Here is a 21,514-nt window from a genome sequence, read left to right as displayed (position 1 = left end):
ATTAGTGCTCCCACGCAGGAAATGGGTCAGGCATTTCAGCCCAAACATGATGACCTTGAATAAGCTGTTCGTCTGTTAACAAGCAACTATCTAACCGCTCGATAATGTCGTTTTTATTAAGCCCTTGCCCAATGAACACCAGCTCTTGACGCATGTCACCGAAGGGCTCCATCCATTGTTCTTCAATCGCTTTAAGGTATTCAGGGTCTTCTGGCCACTGCTCTTTGGGTACGGCTTTCCAAAATAGTCCAGCGGCCCCGTATCTCGCCATACCGCCAGCTTGGCTCCAGCTGCCCGCTAATTGAGGGCGTGTTGCCAGCCAGAAGAAGCCTTTTGAACGAATTAATTTACCTGCAATGTCTTTACTATGAATAAAATCATAAAACTTTTGCGGATCAAACGGACGTCGCGCTTCGTACGAAAAGCTGCTTATACCAAACTCTTCAGTCTCTGGTACGTGCTCGCCACGCATTTCTTTCAGCCAACCGGGCGACTGCTGAGCACGCTCGAAGCTAAATCGCCCTGTGTTCAGCACTTTGTCGAGGGGCACTTTTCCATGCTCGATCGGAACTTGAATAGCCTCGGTGTTGAGGGTTTGCAGAATACTTTTAAGGCGCGCCAACTCTTGTTCAGAGACTAAGTCGGTTTTGCTTATTAGCAATATATCAGCAAATTCCACTTGTTCGACCAACAAGTCTGCCACACTTCGCTCGTCTTCCTCCCCCAAGCTCTCACCCACTTCGTTGAGAAACTTAGCTTCGTCATAGTCTTTAAGAAAATTCAATGCATCGACAACGGTAACCATCGAATCGAGGCGTGATATTTCCGACAAGCTTTTACCGTCTTCATCGGCAAACGTGAAGGTCTCAGCTACAGGTAAAGGCTCCGAAATACCTGTAGACTCTATTACCAGATAATCGTATTTACCTTCATGCGCTAAACGCTCTATCTCTTCAAGCAAATCTTCTCGCAACGTGCAGCAAATACAGCCATTGCTCATTTCAACTAGCTTTTCTTCGGCTCGATTAAAGCTAATTTCATTTTTCACCGTAGCAGCATCGATAGTGATTTCACTCATATCGTTAACAATAACGGCTACTCTTAATCCATCACGATTATTCAGAATATGATTTAGAACCGTGGTCTTACCAGCGCCTAGGAAGCCCGAGAGTACGGTAACGGGAAGCTGAGTTTGAATTGACATAACGACTCGCTAAGTTTCATTTTAAATCTCGAATTTAATAAATGTTATAACATAACAATTAAAATGAAAATAACGATATGATTAATTTATTGCAAAACGCTTGCGGTATTCCACCGGACTAAGCCCATACTCTTTACGGAATATCTTCCTAAACGCATTGACGTTTTGATAGCCCACGTTGAATGCAATATCAGCAATGCTGCGCGTTGATACTTCAATTTGCTGACAAGCATGATGAAGTCTCAGCTTCTGCAGATAATCGATGACTGACATACCTAACGCTTGCGCAAATCTTCGCTGTAAGGTTCGCTGACTAACGAAAGTGTGGCTAGCTAAATCGCTAAGAGAAATTGGCTGACTGTAATGGTTTGCCAAGTAATTTTGCGCTTTAACAACGAGAGCATCGCCATGATCTTTTTTAGGTGAAAACTGGTGATAAAAGCCTTGCTCCCTGTAACCTGTATCCACCACCATCTCTTTAGAAAGATTCAAGGCAATGGTGGGTGAACTTAAGGTCGATATGATTTCAAACACAAGATCAATCCACGCCATTCTCCCGCCAGCTGTTATTACGCCCTCCCCGTTTACCACGATAGCCTTAGCATCTAGTTTTGCTGTGGGAAAGGCTGCCATGAAGTGATCGGCAATTCGCCAGTGTGTAGTACACACTTTGTTATCTAAAAAGCCCCCTTTGCCTAGAATAAATGCACCTACGCAAGCAGATGCGAGCAATGCACCTTGGGACTGCATGACTTCCATATAGTTAATGAGTGATGTGAAGTCATGCTCAAAAAATGTTTCACTAATGCTTGGCGGCAAGATGACGACATCAACTAGTGCATTTGAATTCAACTGTTCCGCTTTGTAAATACTCGCGCTAAATGCCACATCAGCGTTGATTTGCTCACACATCGTATTTGCTAACTCTAACATCTCAACGATGCCGTAAAGCGCAGATTGGCTTGCGGTTGGATAGTTTATTACTGCTATTTTTATTTCTTTCATCGTTTCATTGTCGTTCTGTGAACGCTGTCGCATTTGGCGCGCTTTTTGTCATTATCGTCACTCTCTATTACACGTGAAAATCTGCAAAATAGTCAATATCGAGTAAGCACAACTTAAACCGTGCTAGAGACTATTTCTTGGAAAAAGAGGGTAAGACCGTGGTTAAACAAGCACTTATTGTTATAGATATTCAAAACGATTACTTTCCTGAAGGGAAGTATCCTTTACACAAACCAGAGCTTGCGATGCAAGAAACACTTAAAGCGATGGCTATTGCAAAGGAAAAGAGCATTCCGATTATTCACATACAGCACCTTGTGCCTGTTGAGGCCGGAGAAGGGTTGTTTTTCTATGAAGGATCTCATGGCGCTGAAATTCATAAAGAGGTGATAGCCGCTGCCCCGGATGCACCAATCATCACAAAGCAACACGCCGATTGTTTTGAGAACACCAATTTAGAAGAAACCTTACAGTCATTGGGCGTGGATGAAATTCTTCTTGCAGGTATGATGACGCACAACTGCGTAACTCACACAGCATTATCACCAGCTGCTGCCAAGTATTCCCCCAAAGTCATTGAACCTTGCACCTGCACGCGTGACGCCATTGGTCATCTATTGGCGCTGGATTCTATGCAAGTGCGTGGTATTGACATTGTATCGATAGAAACCGCATTCGCTTAGCTCCGACTTGTTTCGCTCATCACGTTGTTCGACTACTTGATGAGCGCTAACACTTCTCGGAATTTTGGATGTTGGCATGATTTTAAAAGGCCAAAAAGTGTCATCTCAAAACTGCTGATCCGTGCGCCCTGCTCACGCATATTTTGGATGGCGAGCACAGCATTTGAAGACTCTCTTGAAGAAATGCAGTCCTGTATTACTTCCACAATGTGATTATTTTCCAATAAACCCGTTACCGTTTGATAAACGCATACGTGCGCTTCAATTCCCACAACCAGCCATCGACTTAATTCCATTTCACCAATGTACGCCAGTATTTCGGACGAGCACTGGTCAGTACCTGCTACTGCGTTAAAAGTAAATTTCTTAAAGTGAGGATCGCTTGCGACATGAGTTTCAATTTCAGGGACCGTTCTCTCCAAGCCATCAGGATTTTGCTCAAGTACAACTACGGGAATATTGAGCAATTTACAACACTGTATTAGCTTTACTGTTTTGCAGATCATTGTCTGGCTATCATTGACTTTTCGAGCCAGCGCGCCCTGAACATCTACGATCAACAACCCTACCTTTTCTTCGTCTAAATGCATCATTCACACCGCTTGTATGTTAGTTGTGGCTTCACATTCGGCTCTTTTCGCTTTGTTTTACGGCGTTAAATTGCTCTCGAAATCCTCACACAAACCGCAATACCAAGGAAATAATGACACCGGTTACGATAAGCTGAACTAAGCAAAAGCCCATAATGTCTTTGGCTTTCAGGCCAGCTATGGCAAGTACGGGTAGCGCCCAAAATGGCTGAATCAAATTGGTCCACGCATCACCCCACGCTACCGCCATGGCAACTCTATTTATTTCGGCTCCAAGTTCAGCGGCAGCGGGCAAGATTACTGGAGCTTGCACTGCCCACTGACCTCCCCCCGAAGGCACAAAAATATTAACAATGCCTGCGCTAATAAAACTCCATACTGGCAGCGACTCTGCAGATGCAAAGCTAATCAGCCATTCTGACATGGTTTGGGCCAATCCTGATTGAACCATTACCGCCATGATCCCCGCATAAAATGGGAACTGTATAACAATACCACTACCGCCCTGAACGGCTTGCTGCAGGCTGTGCAGTACATTGCGTGGTGTACCGTGAAGGACAATAGCGAGAAAGAGAAATAGCGTATTAACGATATTGAGATTAAGCCCGCCCCCTGAAACAAAGTAGTTAGTGAGATAAGCAAGCCCTGCAAAGCCTACCAGTAACCCAAGCACCTTGCTGTTTTCAAGTTTGTCGGCGGGCCGCTCGTTTGTTGCCGAAGGCAAAGCGTCGTCTTTTAGCTTGGCGCTATCGACAATAATGCTTTCAGATTCAGGCGGTAACATTAAACGATTAACAAGAGGAATAATCACGAACATGATTGCCAATAACAGCAAGTTAAACCCACTGAAAATAGTCTCTCCAGTGCCAACTACGCCAATCTGTGCTTCTGAAAAATGACCCGGCGTTGCAATAGTTAAGGGCACAGAGCCCGCTAAACCACCATGCCATACAATAAAGCCTGAGTACGCGCTTGCCACCAATAACCGATAATCAACCGACACTTTTCTTGCTAAGGCTTTAGCGAACAACGCGCCTACAACAAGACCAAAGCCCCAGTTTATCCAGCTTGCGATAAGCGACACCAACGTGACCAGCACAATGGCGCTCCCAGGGCTTTTTGCTAAGCTCGCAAGCCTTTCAAGTAAGGCTTTTACTAATGGCGTGCATGCCAACATAAACCCAGTGACTAGCACCAAGAGCATTTGCATTGAAAATGTGAGCAGCCCCCAAAATCCGTCCCCCCACTGTTGAATAGTGGTAAGTGGAGACTGATTTTGAATGACCACTGCAAACGCAAACGTAATTAGGGTGAGTAATAAAACGAAAATGTAGGGGTCAGGAAGATATCGTTCGACGAGTTTGACGAAGGGTTTTGATGCTCGGTTTAGCATTAACGCTCTCACAATATGTTAAAAACTTGTTGCATATTAACGCGTTTATTTCCCCGTTGGCGAGGGTCTAATTAACTTTGTTGAGCCAGTGCTGTAATGTTGAAGTTACTTTATTGTGCTCTATGGGTTTGGTGAGGAAATCATCCATACCGGCTTTCATACACATATCTTTGTCGCCCTGCATAGCATTCGCCGTCATCGCTATGATGGGTACACGTTTGTAAACTTCGCCGGCTGCACCATAGCGAATAAGCTTGGTTGCTTCGAACCCGTCCATTTCCGGCATTTGGCAATCCATGACAATTGCGCTGTAATGCGCCTTTAGCTTGCTGCTTTTTAACAGTTCTAACGCTTCTACACCGTTGTTGGCAACGTCAACCACATACCCTTCGCTTTCTAGAACATTGGTGGCCACTATTTGATTAATGGCATTGTCTTCTACTAACAAGATTCGATAAGCATTATCATCAGAGGTGGACTTTGCGTTTTCTTCAGGTGATTGAACGTGCTGAGTGTTGCCTTCGATAATATGAACCGGATCATCCTCCCGTTTTTTAAAGCGTGGTTTAGCTTCATAGTCAGATGTATTTACTGATTCCTCTACAATTCGAATTAAATCTGAAGAGGTCAGTGGCTTAGGAAGACTCTCATCAACGTCTACTCCGCCATAGACAACAGAGCTCTCCATGTCGCTTAGCTGTGTCATTAATACCAAACGCGTATGTTTTGTTCTGGGGTTATTTAAAAGTATCTGGCCGAAGTGTTGTGAAAACTCCTCCTCTTCTGCTTTCTCCAGAAATACAACATCAATGGGTATTGCCGGTATCTCTTGCTCGCTGCCTTTCAAATATAAGCTAATCGCTTCCTCAATCGAAGATGCGGTCAGCGTAAGCAGTCCCCAAAGTTTCAGCTGGCTTTGCATGGCACGTCTTGTTGAAGCATTGTCGTCAATAATCAGGCAACACATGTCTTGTTTAGCAAGTTGAGGGCGCACAGCGTTGCGTTGCTCGGCGTAGCGAATTTCGCATGTCACATCAAAACGGCTGCCTTTGCCAAGCTCGGTGGTAACACTTATGTCTCCTCCTAACAATTGGCATAGCTTTTTGGTAATGCTCAACCCAAGCCCTGTTCCGCCATAGCGTCTAGTTGTAGAAGCGTCGACCTGTGTAAACGCATCGAACAAGTGAGGTAGTTTTGACGCGGGAATACCAATGCCCGTATCTGCCACCGCAATGTGCATAAGCGCAGTATTCTGATTGTTAGTAGGAAGCAATTCTGCCGTGACAGAGAGCTCTCCCTGCTCGGTAAATTTAACGGCGTTACTTAAAAGGTTTGTGAGGATTTGTTGAATTCGGCTGGGATCTGAGTTTATTTTCGACTCACTGACCTTTGACAAATCTACAACAACATCCAGCCCTTTTTCTTGCGCTAAATGCGCGACCGATTGAGCAATGCTCTCAATCAATTCCCTTACATCAAATTCGACGGACTCAATCTCGAGCTTATCCGCTTCTATTTTAGAGAAATCCAAAATATCATTAATCAGGGCCAGTAGAGAATTAGCGCTTGAGCTTGCGATGTTGACGCGCTGTGATTGCTCAGTAGTTAGGTTGCTTTTCTTAAGCAGACCCAGCATCCCTATCACGCCGTTCATTGGCGTTCTAATTTCATGGCTCATATTTGCAAGGAATTCAGACTTCAACTTTGTTGCTTCTTCGGCTTGTTCCAGCGCTTTTTTCAAATCGTTGGCCTGAGCTTTCAACGAGGCTGTTTTTTCTGAAACTTGTTGCTCTAACGCCTGAACAAAGCGCTTCTGCTTGGTAATTTCTGTTTGCTGTAAGTGGGTTCTTAAGTAAATGATCAACAGAACAATGCCGAGTAAAAACGCAATGTAAATGCTGTATGCCCACCATGTTTTCCAAGGAGCTGCTGCTACATGCAAATTAACCGACATGACTTCGCTGCCCCATTCACCATTGGGCTTCATTGCTTTGACCAGCAATGTATAGGTGCCGCCATTTAGGTTAGTAAATGAAACGTTGTTGTGATTTCCGATATCAATCCACTGTTCATCGTACCCTTCTAATTTGTAGGAAAAATGAGAACGCTTGGGATCAGAGAAGTCTAGAAGAGCAAAGTCTAATGAGAAGAAATAGTCTTCGTAGGAAAGATTAATATCCGTAACGTAGGATAGTGGCTTATCAAGGCTTACTGCTTCGCCCATTTTGTTGAAGCCAGTTAGCACAATTTTAGAATCGACCAACTCAGACTGTCCTGGCACATACTCAAAGTATTCAATACCTCGCTGGCTACTGGTAAAGAACGTGTTGTTAGTGGCTCTAAGTAAACTGTTTGAATAGAAATTCTGACTTACAGCCCCGGCAGTGCTAGTGTAATTAATGGCACTTTCAGTAGCCGGATTAAAAAGAAAGATCCCTTTATTCGTGGTAAGCCAGAGCTGGCCCTCGTCGCCGTCTGCAATCGCTCTTACTAAGGTAGCGGGCAACCCTTTCTGCTCCCCAAACCACTCGAAGGATTTCGATTCGGGCTTATAAAGGTTCAACCCCCGTTGGGTTGCAATCCAAATTTGGCCGTTTTTGGTCTCATGAATATCTTCGACAATGCTGCCCAACAGACCTGCATTGTGATCTTTATTGTATTCAATCTGAGTGAAAGTATTGTCCTGAATGGACCATAAATTTACGCCGCTTCCAGTGCCAATCCACATATTTCCTTGAGAGTCATTAACAATGGCGTGAATCTCTGGGTGAGCTAAGCCGTCAGTCGTTGAAAGATGCTCAAAGGCGCCAGATTGCACGTTGTATATATAAACACCATGCTTGTAGGTACCTATCCATACATTGCCTTCGTTATCTAGCGCTAACGCTCTGAATTCTCTGAACTGGCGATATTTGCTGTTTTCTCTGGGATATTCTAAGCGACTTACATTTCCATTCTTTCTGTTAACATGTGCAATAAAGTTGTCTTGTGCCACCCAAATATTGCCGTGTTTATCGGGGACAATAATAGGTCGTTCTATAACTCCCCTATTTGAATATTCACTGTCTTCTTTAAATACCGAGTCAAATTCCTTTTGGAGTATTTGCTCTTTCACTTTCCATGTATAAATTTCAGCATTTGCTGTAGCAATCAATACATCGCCACTATTTTTGAAGGTATCTAGCTCAATGCCACTGGGTGAAACCAATGAGTCACTATTGATCTGCTTGATTTTACGGCGAGGAGATAGTTTAAATATGCCGTGAACTTCACTGGTTACCCATTTTGTTTTAGTGTGGTCTTCATATATTATGCGAAGTCCGTTGTCATAGCCGAAGTCCATCTTCTCTACGTAATTTCCCTCACCTGTATGTCTATAAAGACCCGTGGTGGTCACAAACCAAATGCACCCTTCGTGATCTTCAATCATTGAGTTCACTTGGCCTAATGCTTTGCCGTCTCGCGTAGTTTGTGCAAGGAACACGCCTGAACTTGGAAAGAAAAGAAAAGGGCCTTCCTGAGTCGCCACATAGAATTGGCTTGACGACGTACGCAGCAAGCTACGTATTTCATTGGCTCCTGTTGCAGTACGATTATCAGGGTCGGGAAAGAAGTGTTTGGCGGTGAGAGTTCTTTTGTCTAGCAAGTTCAAGCCAAAACTGGTGGCTACCCACAGGCTGTTGTCATTATTATCCATAATGTCCCAAATGCGATTATGAGACAGACTGTGGTCCTCATTGCTTTTCTTCTGAACCCTTTCGAATTCCCCATTTCCTAGAAAACGATTTAAACCTTGATCATACGAACCTAGCCAAATTTGGCCTGTTTTGTCGTGGAAGAGTGATTGGATTCGGTTTGAAGATATGGAGCGAGGGTCGTCTGGATCATTCAAGTAACGAGAATAGCGACCTGTTGTTGGGTCGTACTTGTTAACTCCACCTCCCCACGTTCCAATCCATATATTGCCCTCTGCATCCAACATCAAATTGCCAGCGTCGTTGTGTGATAGCCCTTGGCTAGGATCGCTGTCAGACTCAAACAACGTGACTCTACGACCGTCGTAACGCATTACACCGTTTTCGGCAGTACCAAACCACAAAAAGCCTTGGCGATCTTGGATAATGGAATAAATCTCTGATGAGACGAAGCCATCTTCGGCAGTTAAAAGCTCAACCGAATACTCATTCATCAGCTTGTCTGCATTAGATGGATAAACACAGGGAACATAAAACAGGCAGAGAAGAGCTATTGCAAACAAGCGCACTGGTGCAAGTACAGGATTTGTTATGCTCGCAAAGAAGGCATTCTTCAAAGTGGAATCAAGACATTAAATTAAACTTTCTTAACCATAAAGCATCTATTGAACGCAATCTATTCTACAAAAGACGCATTTGTCACATAAAAAAGGGCCGAAAATGATATCGGCCCTTTATCTCTTGGTTAATTATTTACCAATTACAGTGAATTCATGCTTTGCACGCTAACAGGCCCGAGCTGAGCCGCTTCAACTTCTGCTTTAATCTTCTCGGCATCTCCGATGATTATCCAGGTTAATTTCTCTGGGTGCAGCACTTCTTTCGCCGCGTTACTCAAATCGTCTAAAGACAAGCTGTTGTATTTCTCGACCAAGGACTCTGGGTAGTTATATTGTCTGTTAAATCTTTCACTCGACAGTAAGCTATACAATACCGCGTTAGCCGTCTCAAATTGACCTGGCAAAGAGCGAACTTCGTCTAACCGCGCCCTTTCAAGTTCATTCGCCATTGGCGGTTTTTCACCTAAGTAAGCGTTAAGCTCTTTCTTAAGCTCAAGCAGTGATGGACCTGTTTTATCGGTTTGCACCGGCGCATAAACCATAAACGGGCGCTGTCCCCTAGCATCTTGCAGGAAGGTGTACGCGCCATAAGACCAGCTTTTATCTTCACGCAGGTTCATATTAACGCGAGCAGTAAAAGCACCACCTAAGGTTAAATTCATGGCATTAATTGCAATATTATTGTCAGCCCCTGTTGGTGGCGCTAAATGTGCAGCCAGAATAAGCGACTGTTGTGCACCAGGGCGGTCGATAATAATCGCTTGGCCTTGCTCAGGCATTGACGCTTCAGCAATTTGCTTCGCACCTTTGCTACCTTCTACCTTCCATTTGCCAAACTCTTTCTCAAGCATGGGTTTAATGGCACCTAACGTGGTGTCACCAACAACAAAAATTGTCGCATTGTCTGGGCGTAGCCACGTATTTTTAAAGTTAACAAGGTCATCTCGCGTAATCGCTTGTACGTCTTGTTCTGTTCCGGTACCGGTAAACGGAATACCGTACGCATGGCCTTCACCATAAATAAGAGGCGGAAGTAACGTAAGTGCAATACTTACAGGGCGCGTTTTTTGCTGTGCAATATTACTTAATATAAGCGCTCGTTGACGTTCAATCTCTTCCTCTTTGAACGTTGGTGATTTCAAGATATCCCCCATCAGCGCCAAAGAAGGCTCCATGTTCTCTGTTAACATTGACATGGTAACTGTGGTGGTATCTAGGTTTGAGCCGGCGTTTAAATCAGTACCCAACTGCTCAAGCTCTGCCGCAAGCTCCAGCGCGTCATATTTTCCCGCGCCTTCGTCAAGCATCTGTGTGGTGAAGCTCGCAAGTCCTAACTTGCCACCCGCATCAGCAGCGTAACCTGCGTCGAATTGCACCGCAACATTCACCAATGGAACCGTAGAGCGTTTTGCAAATACTACCTTTACACCGTTAGAAAGCGTAGTTTCTGTCACCTCAGGAAAGCTCAGTTGAGTCTCTGCATCGATTGAAGGCAAGCCAGAGCTGCGGTCAACGCCTTCGGTAGATGCTGTGTGCTCAATAAACGGAACAACCGTGATTTGATGCCACCCTTCTTTTAGCCATTTATTCGCAGCCGCTTTAACCCCTTTAGGAGTAGCCTGTCCTAACTCACTCAATTCAGTTTTGAAGTAGTTAGGGTCGCCAGCAATGAACTCACCACTAGCAAGCGTATCGGCTTTACCGCCAAAGCCCCCAACCTCTTCAAGCCCGCGAATAATTGAAGCACGTCGCTTAGTCGACACCAATTTAACTTCGTCTTTGCTTGGACCTTTACGCAAAAACTCGCCAATGACTTTATCTATTTCTTTTTCCACTGTCGCAACGTCAACGCCATCTTTTACGTCAACCGTCACACCAAAAATAGACGCCATTTGTAGCTCGTAGTTAAACACCGAGGCATTGGTAGCAATTTGTTGGTCGTACACCAGTTCTTTGTAAAGGCGTGAGTTTTTACCATCGCCCATGACACTCGCGGCAATGAACAAATCGGTTGCGGTTGAAGAGGTATTTTCAGGTGAAACCCAAAGGCGGTAAATGCGCGATTGTGGCACCTTGTCTTGAATCACTTCTCGGGTATTTGCATTGCGCTTGGGTACCCATGCTTCCCATTTAGACAGTGCTGGGCCCGGCTCAATATCAGCGAAGTACTTGTTAACCAGAGGTTTGGCTTCTTCTGCGTTAATATCGCCGCTTAGCACCAGTATTGCGTTATTCGGTCCGTAATATTGGTTAAACCAGCCTTTAACGTCGTCTAACGATGCGGAGTTAAGATCTTCCATCGAGCCAATCACCGTATGATGGTAAGGATGCCCTATGGGAAATAAGCCTTCAAAAATATGCGTGAATACGCTTCCGTAAGGCTGGTCTTCGCCCTGACGTTTTTCATTTTGTACAACGCCACGCTGTTCGTCTAATTTCTCTTGTGTCACCGCACCTAACAAGTGCCCCATGCGATCAGATTCCATCCAGAGAATACGATCTAGTGCAGGTGTCGGAACGGTTTGGAAATAGTTAGTACGGTCAAAGTTTGTGGTACCGTTTAATCCTGTTGCCCCAGCTTCTTGTAACGGCCCAAACCATTCATCGTCATAGTTCTCCGTGCCGTTAAACATTAAGTGTTCAAATAGGTGCGCAAACCCTGATTTGCCGTTTGGTTCGTCTTTTGAACCCACCTTATACCAAACCGCAACGGCAACCACTGGGGCCTTGCGGTCTTCATGAACAATTACCGTTAACCCATTATCGGTAGTGAACTTTTCGTAGTCGATATTGATATCGTTTTTAGCAAACGCTGAGCCAACCAGCGTACTACTTACTGCCAGCACACCTACACTTACTTTTAAGCGCTTGGTGAGATGCTTAAGTACAGTCATTTCGTCATCCTTAATCTTATTATCTGTGCTGAACACCAAAATGTGCCAGGCACCACAAAACGGCTTTACGCCGATACTAAACATAAATCAATTTGGTAGTTTATAAAGAGTTACGATGCAGAAAACTGTAACGGATTGTAAAAGAGAGGATAAACGACGAACGAAGAAAAATTGATAGGGGAAAAGTAAGGAAGAAAGTCGCAATTATATTGCGACTAGCCGTGCCCAAAGCGCTTTAACTTGTTTAGCGTCTTCACTTTCTAATTCGTTGTTGGCGAATGCGCTATTAAGGCTTTCGAGCATTTTATCATTAAGCATCGCAACCGTAGCATCTTCTTGCATTTCTAACTGGCGAGCCTCTACTGCAAAGTGACCTTGCAAGTAGCTGGCTATAAACAATTCGTCATCACTACCGTGATTTACCACGTCATCAAGCGATGCCTCAATATCTGCGATGGCGTTAACGACACTTTCTGGTGCTGCAGCAGGTGGTAACACGTCTTACTCCTTCCTGTTTTTCAATATCAAATCTTAGTTCGAGATAAACTCATTTTTTATGGCTATACATGTGCTGTGTTGTATCAAACTGCGTCTTTAAACAGCTTGGCAAAGTACTTTATCTTTATACCCAGTGATAACCGTGAACGCGCCTGCGAGTTCAGCGTCTAGCGTTGCATCGCTTGAGTCTAAGCGAAGCGGCTTACCGTTTAATGCCTGTAGTTTTTGTTTAGTGGCAACAACGAGCATATTCTGCTTGCCAATTTGACGGATAAAAGCAGGGCTAAGCTGCTGATTTCCGCGACCTAATATGTGGCCCTGACCACCGATCACCGTCAAAATGACTTTAGTGGGCTTGTCATGAGTCAGCGCAATCAGTTCGCTCGCAGTAACGTCACTTGCGATTAGCTCACCTTGTTTAACCACATCCACACCTAACAAGGTATTTTCTAGGCCAAGAAAGTCCATGACCGCACCTACGGTGGAGCCGGATCCCATGACAAAATAGGTGTCAGGCTCATCGTCAATAATTTCACCAACATAAGCGGCAATGTCGTCAAGCACTAAGGCCTCGTCCTCTTTCCCGCCCATTTTTACTGCTTGAACATAAGTGAGCTCTGCGGGTACGCGCATTTCACCATAGTGTTTGGCAATAACTTTGCCCTCGCGAAACGCGTTTTCGTCAATATCACGTACTTCGGCGTCCATTTCACTCACAAGCTCGCCTGCGATCATCTGACTTACTACCTGCCCTGCCGCTGACGGCGACACGCAGTAAACGCCAGAGTGAATTTTGCAACCTGCAGGCACACCTAGCACGGGCACCTGTGTGCCAACTACGCTACAGATATTACGGGCTGTGCCGTCGCCACCGGCAAAAAGCAGTAAGTCGACGTTGGCGTCCACCATTGCTTTAGCTGCACGCTCTGAATCTTCGCCCTCGGTTTGCACGGCATCAGCCGTGTAGATTACCTCATAAGGAATACCTAGAGATTCACAGATTGTTTCACCCATATCGCCCGATGCTGTCACGACGGTAAATTGCCCAGATAAGGCTTCTAGAATGCTGAGCGCTTTCGCCATTTTTTCGTTGGCTTTTTTCTCTGCTCCCATAGCCAGTGCTTTTTCGCGAATTTCTGCACCGTCGCTGCCTTTAAGCGCGAGTGCTCCGCCTATGCCGGCAAAGGGATTTACCACAACACCCAATTTGAATTTGGGTTTGTTATCAAACGTTGATTGGCTAAGATCAGTATGATTCATTCGGCATCTACTCCTATCCCGCCACCCAATTTGCTTTTAGCGTATTTTTTGACGTGTCTGTTACCGTGCTATTTATTACGCTGCTACATGAACCTGACGACTTACCTTTACCAAACGTAGATGACAGCGCATTAATAAATTGTTCAGCCCGAGGCGGAAAGCCCTCAGATTTATAGCGCTCAAGCTGAGCGGCTACGTTTCGCGTAAAACCTTCTCTGTCGGGCTCAGCGCCGTTTAAGTTATCCGTGCTTACCTGAAACTTTCTTCCTGTTGCTTCTGTAAACGCCCACTCGATGGCCTGGGGCTTAATTTCTACTTTTTCGAAGTCAGCTTGCTGTGATGCATCGCGGCCATCTGGGCAATACCAGTAACCGTAATCTTCTAATAGTCGACGCTTTTCACCCGCAATACACCAGTGCGAAATTTCATGCAAAGCGCTTGAAAAAAATCCATGAGCAAACACGACTTGATGATAAGGTGTTGCGCTGTCTGCTGGGATGTAAATGGGTTCGTCATCACCTAAAACCAAGCGCGTATTAAAATCTTCAAATGTCGAATTAAACAACGCGATTAACACAGGTACATCAACGTCTGCTTCTGAGTGATCCGACCCCGTAGTCGTTTCTCGGTGCATGCCCGGATATTCACTTTTTAGGCTTTCAACGTTTGAGCCTTTAGTATCGGTATTTTTAGTTTCAGTCTTGGCAAACAATGCGTGATGACTTGCGATGTTCATGGCGGCTAATAAATTCTACACAAAAGAGCTATTTCAATGGCGGTGGAGTATACCAGTAAAACTTTGTCTTCTCACTTGAAAGGCTCGCTTGCTTAGGTCAATCTAGGTTTACAACAACGAATTAGCCACACTATCTCAACAGGGAGTTTGTCATTTGGCGCAAGAGATAATTAAACATATTCATCGGGTCAATGCCCTTCGTGACTTAGCCAATCAGTTGGGTGTAATGCCTATCATTCATCAATTGCAACACTGGCAATGCGAACGCTTACTGGTCACTCACGACGATTTAGCACAGCAAAAACGTTACCAAAAAGCCATGGCTTTTTTTGTAGATGAATTGTACGGGCCAAAAGATTTTAGCCAACGGGACGCCGATTTAGTGCGAGTTATTCCGAAGCTCGCAAAAGTATTGCCTGACAAAGCTATGAACGCTATGGACGACGCATTGTCGTTAAATGCACTATCGTTCGATTTGGATATGGCGATGGCTCAGTACTTACAAAGCCAATTTCCCGGAGAACCTATCAACCGAGATAACTACGCTTTGGCGTATCGTAATGTGGGCAGAATTGAGGATAGAAAGCATCAAATCGACATAATTTCCCATTTGGGCGATCAACTCGCAGACGTTATAAAAATTCGTGGTATAGGTATGTTAATTTCACTGTCCCGTCGTCCGGCTAAATTAGCAGGATTACTCGCATTGCATGAATTTTTGGAACGAGGGTTTGATGCGTTTAAAGCGATAGGTGACGTGCAGAGCTTTATTGACCCCGTATTGGTGAGAGAAAAAGCGATAATGCAATTATTGTTAAGCGATGATTTAACGTTACCTGAAGATAATCCCCTGCCTGTGGTATGAGGCACAATGCCTGAACGTGAAGAAGCAGAGTAGATTAAAGCAAAAATATGAGTAAGGAAAAGATTTGAGCACCCCAACGCTTAATTGGATGTTAGACGCCCCCTATGTGCAGCAGTGGCATATTGATGATACGCACATCGACCACTATCAGCACGTTAATAATGTGGCGTACCTGTCGCAGTTAGAAAGCCTAGCATGGGCCCATTCAAACGCGCTTGGCTTGCAGTTTGCCGATTATCAATCGCTTAACCGTGGCATGGTCATTAAGCGCCACGAGCTAAACTACCACCTGCCAACACATCTTGGAGATACGTTAGAATGCGCTACATGGATAGTGCATTGCGACAGCAAACTTACTTTGAAACGCCAGTTTCAATTTATCTGCCCAAAGCGAAACAAAACCGTATTTGATGCTATGACCACATTCGTATGTGTTAGCCTTGATACTGGCGCCCCAAAGCGAATGCCTAAACAATTCGTGGACATCTATGGCAAAGCGTGTGTGGCGCAATGAAAACGTGGCTAGCGATAGTGCTTTCGCTCTTCCTTATTGTGTCGTTAGGCATAAACGTTTACCTATGGCTTAGTTTAAAGCAGCACAATGATAAAGCTTATGCACTAGAGGCCAGTTATGAACACCGTTTAGATAGTGACAAGCAGCTAGAAACCCAAGCACAGTTGGTGGATGAAACTCAGGTAAACGAAAAAGCTGAGCCCTTCAACAATGAACGCTCTCCCGCCAACTTTTCACCTATGACAGGCACTAAAACGGCACCCAACGCACTTGACGATCTACGCACCTCTTCACCACTCGTTAATCAAGAGCAATTAGAGTCACTGACTACCCTACTCAATAACGAGCAATACGCGTTGCTCGCCACTGAATTAACAAACCTTTTAAAATATGACCCGCTCAACGAATCTCTGTTGTTGCTAGAGGGTGAACTGATTGAGTTAACCAAGCCTCTTTCAACGGCCATAGTGCACTACTACGACTTGGCAGAACTGCCTCTTTCAACTGAAACTCTCTCATTTATTGACGCAAAAATTGCCACTTTGTATCAACAGGCGCAGACGCAGTTAATTCAAGACGAACAATGGGAATTGGTTGCCAGATTAAATGAGCCACTGTATCAACGCATACCTGACGCTAGGCACTACACCCTTAATTTGGCTGAAGCGTACGCTTATCAGCAAAAGCTTACGTTAATGGAAGACGTGCTTGCTGCCCTTCCATCAAACGACAGAGACGCGAATATCATTCGCAATAAAGCCTATGAAATGCGCGATATTGCCAACGCAGACGCTACGCCGAACAAGAGTGAAATAGAGCCAACAGGCGCTGAAGCCGCACGTTATCAAACCCGTGTAGCCTTAGAGCGCATTGGCGATCAATATCGCCTTGATGTAAAGGCGCTTAACCAAAAAGCCACCATGATTTTAGATACGGGTGCCAGTACCACCGCAATAACATCGCGACTCTTTGCGCGTTTAGGCCGTATGCGAAACCTCACGTTCATTGGTAACTTCAACATTAGAACCGCGTCAGGAACCATTGAAGCCCCTCTGGTACAAATACCCCGATTTTACTTTGCTGGCTACGAGTTCAACGATGTTTCTGCCATCGTGCTGCCCGAAGTCGCTCTACCCGATGCCGACGGATTGTTGGGAATGAACGTTCTAGGTCAGTTTGACTTTGCAATAATGCCCCAGTCTAGTGAGTTGATTTTGACAGAGCGTGATTAATGCAGTCTGCACAAGGGCGAGAGCTTTGCGCCTCTCGCCTTTTAGCCTTAATAGCGTGATGTATTAATTTTGCAATTTAACTAAAGGAAATGTCTCAAACACCACCTCTTCATGCCCCGTTTTCATAAAATTGCGGATGTTGGCGTGATCGCTACCGTTGGGATTATCGAGTACGTCTTCTCGATAAAAACGCCCAAATAAGGCTAGGGTTTGCGCTTGGTTTAGGTTTAAATGCTGACCGAGTGCGAGCAGTTTGCAAGAGCCATTGTTCTGATTGGCTTCGTTTTTCACGTCACCATTAGTGAAAGCAGTGGGCGTGAAAACAAACGCGCTATCAACGAGCGTGATAACGTCGTTAAATTCGATAGTATCTGGGGAATTAGTGACTGCTTGAACTAAGTCTTGGGTGCTGCTGTATGCCATGTTTATCTCAAAAAAAGAAAACGATAATAACAGGTCTATGTCATTACAAAAGTCCACAACAGGTTCAGTTTTAATATATACAAAAAAAGCGCCTCTCCATGAGGCGCTTATAATGCTAACAAGGTTGGGTTTACTAGCTCGTTAAACCGCAGCGCACACGCGCGTACCTTGGTCGATGGCCCGTTTTGCGTCTAGCTCTAACGCTTCATCAGCACCACCAATTAAGTGATAAGGCATGTTTAAGCCTTCAACGATATCACGCATCGGCTCTTGGCCTGCACAGATGATAATGTTGTCTACCGGCAATACTTGGCTGTTACCATCAACCGTAATATGTAGCCCTTCGTCATCAATTTTATCGTAGCTTACACCTGGGATCATGGTCACGCCTTTGGCTAGTAGACCCACTCGGTGTGCCCACCCCGTTGTTTTGCCTAGACCCGCGCCAACTTTGGTTGTCTTGCGCTGCAACAGGAAAATCTCTCTTGGCGATGGCTCAGGCTGCGGCTTAACGCCTTCGATGCCCGCGCGAGCAGAGAAGGTCATATCAATACCCCACTCTTTCATAAATGCAGGAATATCTTGGCTTGGCGTTTCTTTGCCATGAGACAAGTACTCAGCGGTATCAAAACCAATTCCACCAGCGCCGATAATGGCCACTTTATTGCCAACGAGTTTCTTTTCCTTCAATACTTCGATATAGGTCAGCACTTTTTCGTGCTCAATGCCTTCAATCGCTGGCGTACGCGGCTTGATCCCCGTCGCAATCATCACTTCATCAAAAGCTTCGTCGTTTAGCGCAGCCGCATCAACATAAGTATTCAATTTAAGGGTAATGTTTTTATGAAGCTCGATTTGGCGTTTGAAATAACGCAGCGTTTCGTAAAACTCCTCTTTGCCTGGAATTTGTTTGGCGATATTAAATTGACCACCAATTTCACTAGATGCATCATAAATCACCACGTCGTGACCGCGCTTGGCAGAAGTCACTGCCGCTGCTAATCCCGCTGGGCCTGCGCCTACCACTGCAACACGCTTTTTGGTTTCTGCTGGTTTTACGTTAATTTCAAGCTCGTGACAGGCACGAGGGTTTACCAAACAGCTAGTCATTTTGCCGTTGAAAACATGGTCAAGGCAGGCTTGGTTGCAGCCAATACAGGTATTAATTTCGTCGGCCTTATTTTGCTGGGCTTTGCGCACAAAATCAGGGTCTGCCAAGAATGGACGTGCCATAGACACCATATCAGCATCGCCGCGAGACAGCACTTCTTCAGCCACTTCAGGCGTGTTGATACGGTTCGATGTGATCACTGGAATTGAAAGCGCCTCTCTGAATTTTGCGGTAACCCACGTAAATGCCGCTCGCGGTACTTTAGTGGCAATGGTTGGAATACGCGCTTCGTGCCAACCAATGCCGGTGTTAATAATAGTTGCACCGGCTTTTTCAATTTCTTTGCCAAGCTGCACGACTTCATCATAAGTAGAGCCACCTTCCACCAGATCTAGCATCGATAAGCGATAAATAATGATGAAGTTCTTACCTACCGCCTCGCGCACGCGGCGTACCACTTCAATAGGCAGACGGATACGGTTCTCGTATTCGCCCCCCCACTGATCGTCACGGTGGTTTGTGCGCTTTGCAATAAACTGATTAAGGAAATAGCCTTCAGACCCCATGATCTCAACACCATCATAACCCGCGCGCTGGGCTTGAGTTGCGGCTGTAATGAAATCTTTAACTTGCTTCTCAATCTCGTCAGCTTCAAGTGCCTTGGGCTTAAACGGATTAATAGGCGCTTGTACCGCAGAAGGTGCAACAAGCTTAGGGCTATACGCATAGCGCCCCGTGTGCAGAATTTGCATACAGATTTTACCGCCAGCAATGTGCACCGCGTCAGTCACTTCTTTGTGATTTTTCACTGCTTCGTCTGTATCTAAACGAAACGTTGACGGATGGGTAGCACCCTCTTCGTTTGGTCCTATACCACCTGTAACGATAAGCCCTACGCCACCTCTGGCACGTTCACCATAAAATGCCGCCATACGTTTATGGCCGTCGGGTAATTCCTCTAAGCCTGTATGCATAGAGCCCATTAGCACGCGGTTTTTAAGGGTGGTGAAACCTAAATCTAACGGACGAAATAAATGAGGGTAAACGGGATGATCGGTAACGGTCTGATTCATGATACATTCCTGAAAGTCGTTTTGGCTTGGTAAAAGCCGTTAAAAAGCCTGTTTAAATATTCTTATCTAATGCGCTCTTTCTCTGAAGGCGCTATGTAATTCAACGAATTACATAAACTTACGAATTCATTTTCTTAATGGCTGGGTGCAATGGCGGATATTCTGGCAGCGTTTTGGTTTTCTGTGCTTCCATGGCTTTAAACACATCTTCCATTTGGAACATGCCCGCTTGCCATGTGGCCATATAGGTCAAGCTCTCTGCCACCGTGTGTTCTGCCGCGTAGTTAATCATAGTCTTAGTGCCTGAAACTGCTAACGGCGAATTCATTGCAATCTGCTGCGCTATTTTCATCACTGCGTCTAGCAATGATTCTTGGTCGTCAAATACCTGATTTACAAAGCCAAGCTGCTGCGCTTCTGCTGCACCAAAATTGCGACCTGTATAAGCCAGTTCTTTAACTATGCCAATGGGAATGAGTTTTGGAAGTCGCTGAAGCGTGCCGACATCGGCTGTCATGCCTAATTGGGTTTCTTTAATAGTAAAAAAAGCATCTTGTGTGCAATAGCGCATGTCACATGCACTAAGCAAATCTACTGCACCACCAATTGCCCCGCCCTGCACGGCACCAATAACCGGCATACGTGCCTGCTCTATGGCGGTAAAGCTATCTTGAAGCAACATCACCATACGGCGCATACGCTCTGCTCTGCGCGACGGGTCGCCCTTAAAGTCTTCTTTCATATTCAGGAACACCGATAAGTCCATACCGGCAGAGAAATGCTTACCCGTTGATGAAATAACAATGACACGGGCGTTGCCTTCATCGTCTATTTCACGAATAGCCGCTGGCAATTCGGTCCAGAACTCTGGGATCATGCTGTTCATTGCGTCGGGGCGGTTTAGTACTACGTGGGCAATATGACCCTCTTGTTTTACTTCTAATGTAGAGTACTTCATGGTTTGCGCTGTCTCCTTGGGCTGTTCCTGTTAACAAATTTGTAAACTAGACAGCGTCAAGATAAAAGGCTATGTTGACAGTGTCAAGATAAAACGTTATCTATTCGTCTCAATTTGAAAATGGAAACATCGGGTTTATGGCTAATGCAGTACAAAGCTACCATCACGGCGACTTGCGCAGCGCACTGATAGAGGCGGCAACGGCGCGTCTGTCTGAATACGGCGTTGATAGTTTATCTCTCAGAAAGCTGGCAGAAGATGCCGGAGTGTCACGTACTGCGCCCTATCACCATTTCAAAGACAAGAGTGCGCTTTTAAGCGCCATTGCAGCCAAAGGCTTTAGCGATTGGCATACCGCAGCTAAACGAATCTTCGAACAAGAAGACAAAACACCGCAGGCACGTTTCCGCGAATTTGTGCACGAATACATTGGCTACGCTGCCGACAACCCAGAGATGTACGAATTGATGTTTGGTCGCACAATTTGGCAAAACCAAGCGGCGACCAACGATCTGAAAGAGGTTGCATTTCCCTGCTTTCAGTTTCAGGTGACGATGACGCGCTATTGGCAAGATAAAGGGCTTCTCCCGAATAATCAGGATGCGCTGAGACTCGCACAGGTTACTTGGGGCACGTTGCACGGGATTGCACGATTGCTCATTGATGGTATCTACGCTGACAGCAGTCATATCGAGGAAATGTGTGATTGTGCAGCAGATTTGTTTATGCAAAAGCAAATGGATGCTTATAACGGATGAAT

17 protein-coding genes are annotated in these 21,514 nt (G+C 45.3%); 5 read left to right on the top strand and 12 right to left on the bottom strand.

Features of this window, described 5'->3' with window-relative positions:
- Position 1: 1 nt before the first annotated feature.
- Positions 2-1,204 (bottom strand): zinc metallochaperone GTPase ZigA, encoded by a 1,203-nt coding sequence (gene zigA, locus AC0J2X_RS06220; RefSeq protein WP_061486096.1) that lies wholly within the window; start codon positions 1,202-1,204, stop codon positions 2-4.
- Positions 1,205-1,285: 81 nt separating this feature from the next.
- Positions 1,286-2,242, bottom strand: coding sequence for a GlxA family transcriptional regulator (locus AC0J2X_RS06215; RefSeq protein ID WP_061486097.1), 957 nt, complete (start codon positions 2,240-2,242; stop codon positions 1,286-1,288).
- 104 nt (positions 2,243-2,346) lie between these two features.
- Between AC0J2X_RS06215 and AC0J2X_RS06210 the strand changes: the two genes are divergently transcribed.
- The gene (locus tag AC0J2X_RS06210) at positions 2,347-2,892 is read left to right on the top strand and encodes a cysteine hydrolase family protein (protein ID WP_272492316.1); all 546 of its coding nucleotides are present in this window, start codon (positions 2,347-2,349) and stop codon (positions 2,890-2,892) included.
- Positions 2,893-2,924: 32 nt separating this feature from the next.
- On the opposite strand, the gene AC0J2X_RS06205 is transcribed toward AC0J2X_RS06210, so the two are convergent.
- The 7 genes from AC0J2X_RS06205 to AC0J2X_RS06175 all read right to left on the bottom strand — a co-directional run bounded on the left by AC0J2X_RS06205 (position 2,925) and on the right by AC0J2X_RS06175 (position 14,578).
- Positions 2,925-3,485: an isochorismatase family protein gene (locus tag AC0J2X_RS06205; RefSeq protein ID WP_231513085.1), complete on the bottom strand. Its 561-nt coding sequence runs from the start codon at positions 3,483-3,485 to the stop codon at positions 2,925-2,927.
- An 82-nt stretch (positions 3,486-3,567) separates the two neighbouring features.
- Positions 3,568-4,875, bottom strand: a complete 1,308-nt coding sequence (locus tag AC0J2X_RS06200) for a short-chain fatty acid transporter (RefSeq protein WP_039236405.1) — start codon at positions 4,873-4,875, stop codon at positions 3,568-3,570.
- Positions 4,876-4,942: 67 nt separating this feature from the next.
- Positions 4,943-9,064, bottom strand: a complete 4,122-nt coding sequence (locus AC0J2X_RS06195) for a hybrid sensor histidine kinase/response regulator (protein WP_069944564.1) — start codon at positions 9,062-9,064, stop codon at positions 4,943-4,945.
- Positions 9,065-9,330: 266 nt separating this feature from the next.
- The gene (locus AC0J2X_RS06190; RefSeq protein WP_069944597.1) at positions 9,331-12,084 is read right to left on the bottom strand and encodes a M16 family metallopeptidase; all 2,754 of its coding nucleotides are present in this window, start codon (positions 12,082-12,084) and stop codon (positions 9,331-9,333) included.
- A gap of 204 nt (positions 12,085-12,288) precedes the next feature.
- Positions 12,289-12,582, bottom strand: coding sequence for a YfcL family protein (locus tag AC0J2X_RS06185; RefSeq protein WP_014949976.1), 294 nt, complete (start codon positions 12,580-12,582; stop codon positions 12,289-12,291).
- 96 nt (positions 12,583-12,678) lie between these two features.
- Entirely contained in the window at positions 12,679-13,842 is a 1,164-nt protein-coding gene (locus AC0J2X_RS06180) for an ATP-NAD kinase family protein (RefSeq protein WP_014949977.1), read from the bottom strand.
- Between the two features lie 13 nt (positions 13,843-13,855).
- The gene (locus AC0J2X_RS06175) at positions 13,856-14,578 is read right to left on the bottom strand and encodes an elongation factor P hydroxylase (RefSeq protein WP_014949978.1); all 723 of its coding nucleotides are present in this window, start codon (positions 14,576-14,578) and stop codon (positions 13,856-13,858) included.
- Positions 14,579-14,732: 154 nt separating this feature from the next.
- Between AC0J2X_RS06175 and AC0J2X_RS06170 the strand changes: the two genes are divergently transcribed.
- The 3 genes from AC0J2X_RS06170 (at position 14,733) to AC0J2X_RS06160 (ending at position 17,189) form a co-directional block, all read left to right on the top strand.
- Complete coding sequence (locus tag AC0J2X_RS06170) at positions 14,733-15,443, top strand: DUF8198 family protein (protein ID WP_014949979.1); 711 nt, start codon at positions 14,733-14,735, stop codon at positions 15,441-15,443.
- A gap of 64 nt (positions 15,444-15,507) precedes the next feature.
- Positions 15,508-15,957, top strand: a complete 450-nt coding sequence (locus AC0J2X_RS06165) for an acyl-CoA thioesterase (protein WP_014976907.1) — start codon at positions 15,508-15,510, stop codon at positions 15,955-15,957.
- Positions 15,954-17,189 carry a retropepsin-like aspartic protease family protein gene (locus AC0J2X_RS06160; RefSeq protein WP_061486100.1) on the top strand — a complete coding sequence of 412 codons (1,236 nt, stop codon included), beginning with the start codon at positions 15,954-15,956 and terminating at the stop codon, positions 17,187-17,189. Before AC0J2X_RS06165 ends, AC0J2X_RS06160 begins: the two co-directional genes overlap by 4 nt.
- Positions 17,190-17,252: 63 nt before the next feature.
- On the opposite strand, the gene AC0J2X_RS06155 is transcribed toward AC0J2X_RS06160, so the two are convergent.
- From AC0J2X_RS06155 to AC0J2X_RS06145, 3 genes are all read right to left on the bottom strand, one after another.
- Entirely contained in the window at positions 17,253-17,612 is a 360-nt protein-coding gene (locus tag AC0J2X_RS06155) for a HopJ type III effector protein (RefSeq protein WP_014976909.1), read from the bottom strand.
- Positions 17,613-17,753: 141 nt separating this feature from the next.
- Positions 17,754-19,796, bottom strand: a complete 2,043-nt coding sequence (locus tag AC0J2X_RS06150; protein WP_069944565.1) for an NADPH-dependent 2,4-dienoyl-CoA reductase — start codon at positions 19,794-19,796, stop codon at positions 17,754-17,756.
- A 118-nt stretch (positions 19,797-19,914) separates the two neighbouring features.
- On the bottom strand, positions 19,915-20,754 hold the full coding sequence (locus tag AC0J2X_RS06145) for a crotonase/enoyl-CoA hydratase family protein (RefSeq protein ID WP_014976911.1): 840 nt from the start codon (positions 20,752-20,754) through the stop codon (positions 19,915-19,917).
- Positions 20,755-20,891: 137 nt separating this feature from the next.
- Between AC0J2X_RS06145 and AC0J2X_RS06140 the strand changes: the two genes are divergently transcribed.
- A complete protein-coding gene (locus AC0J2X_RS06140) occupies positions 20,892-21,512 on the top strand; it encodes a TetR/AcrR family transcriptional regulator (protein WP_014949985.1) in 621 nt (206 codons plus the stop codon).
- Positions 21,513-21,514 lie beyond the last annotated feature (2 nt).

The sequence above is a fragment of the Alteromonas sp. R7 genome (assembly GCF_055755235.1).
This window is presented reverse-complemented; position numbering and strand designations above follow the sequence as displayed.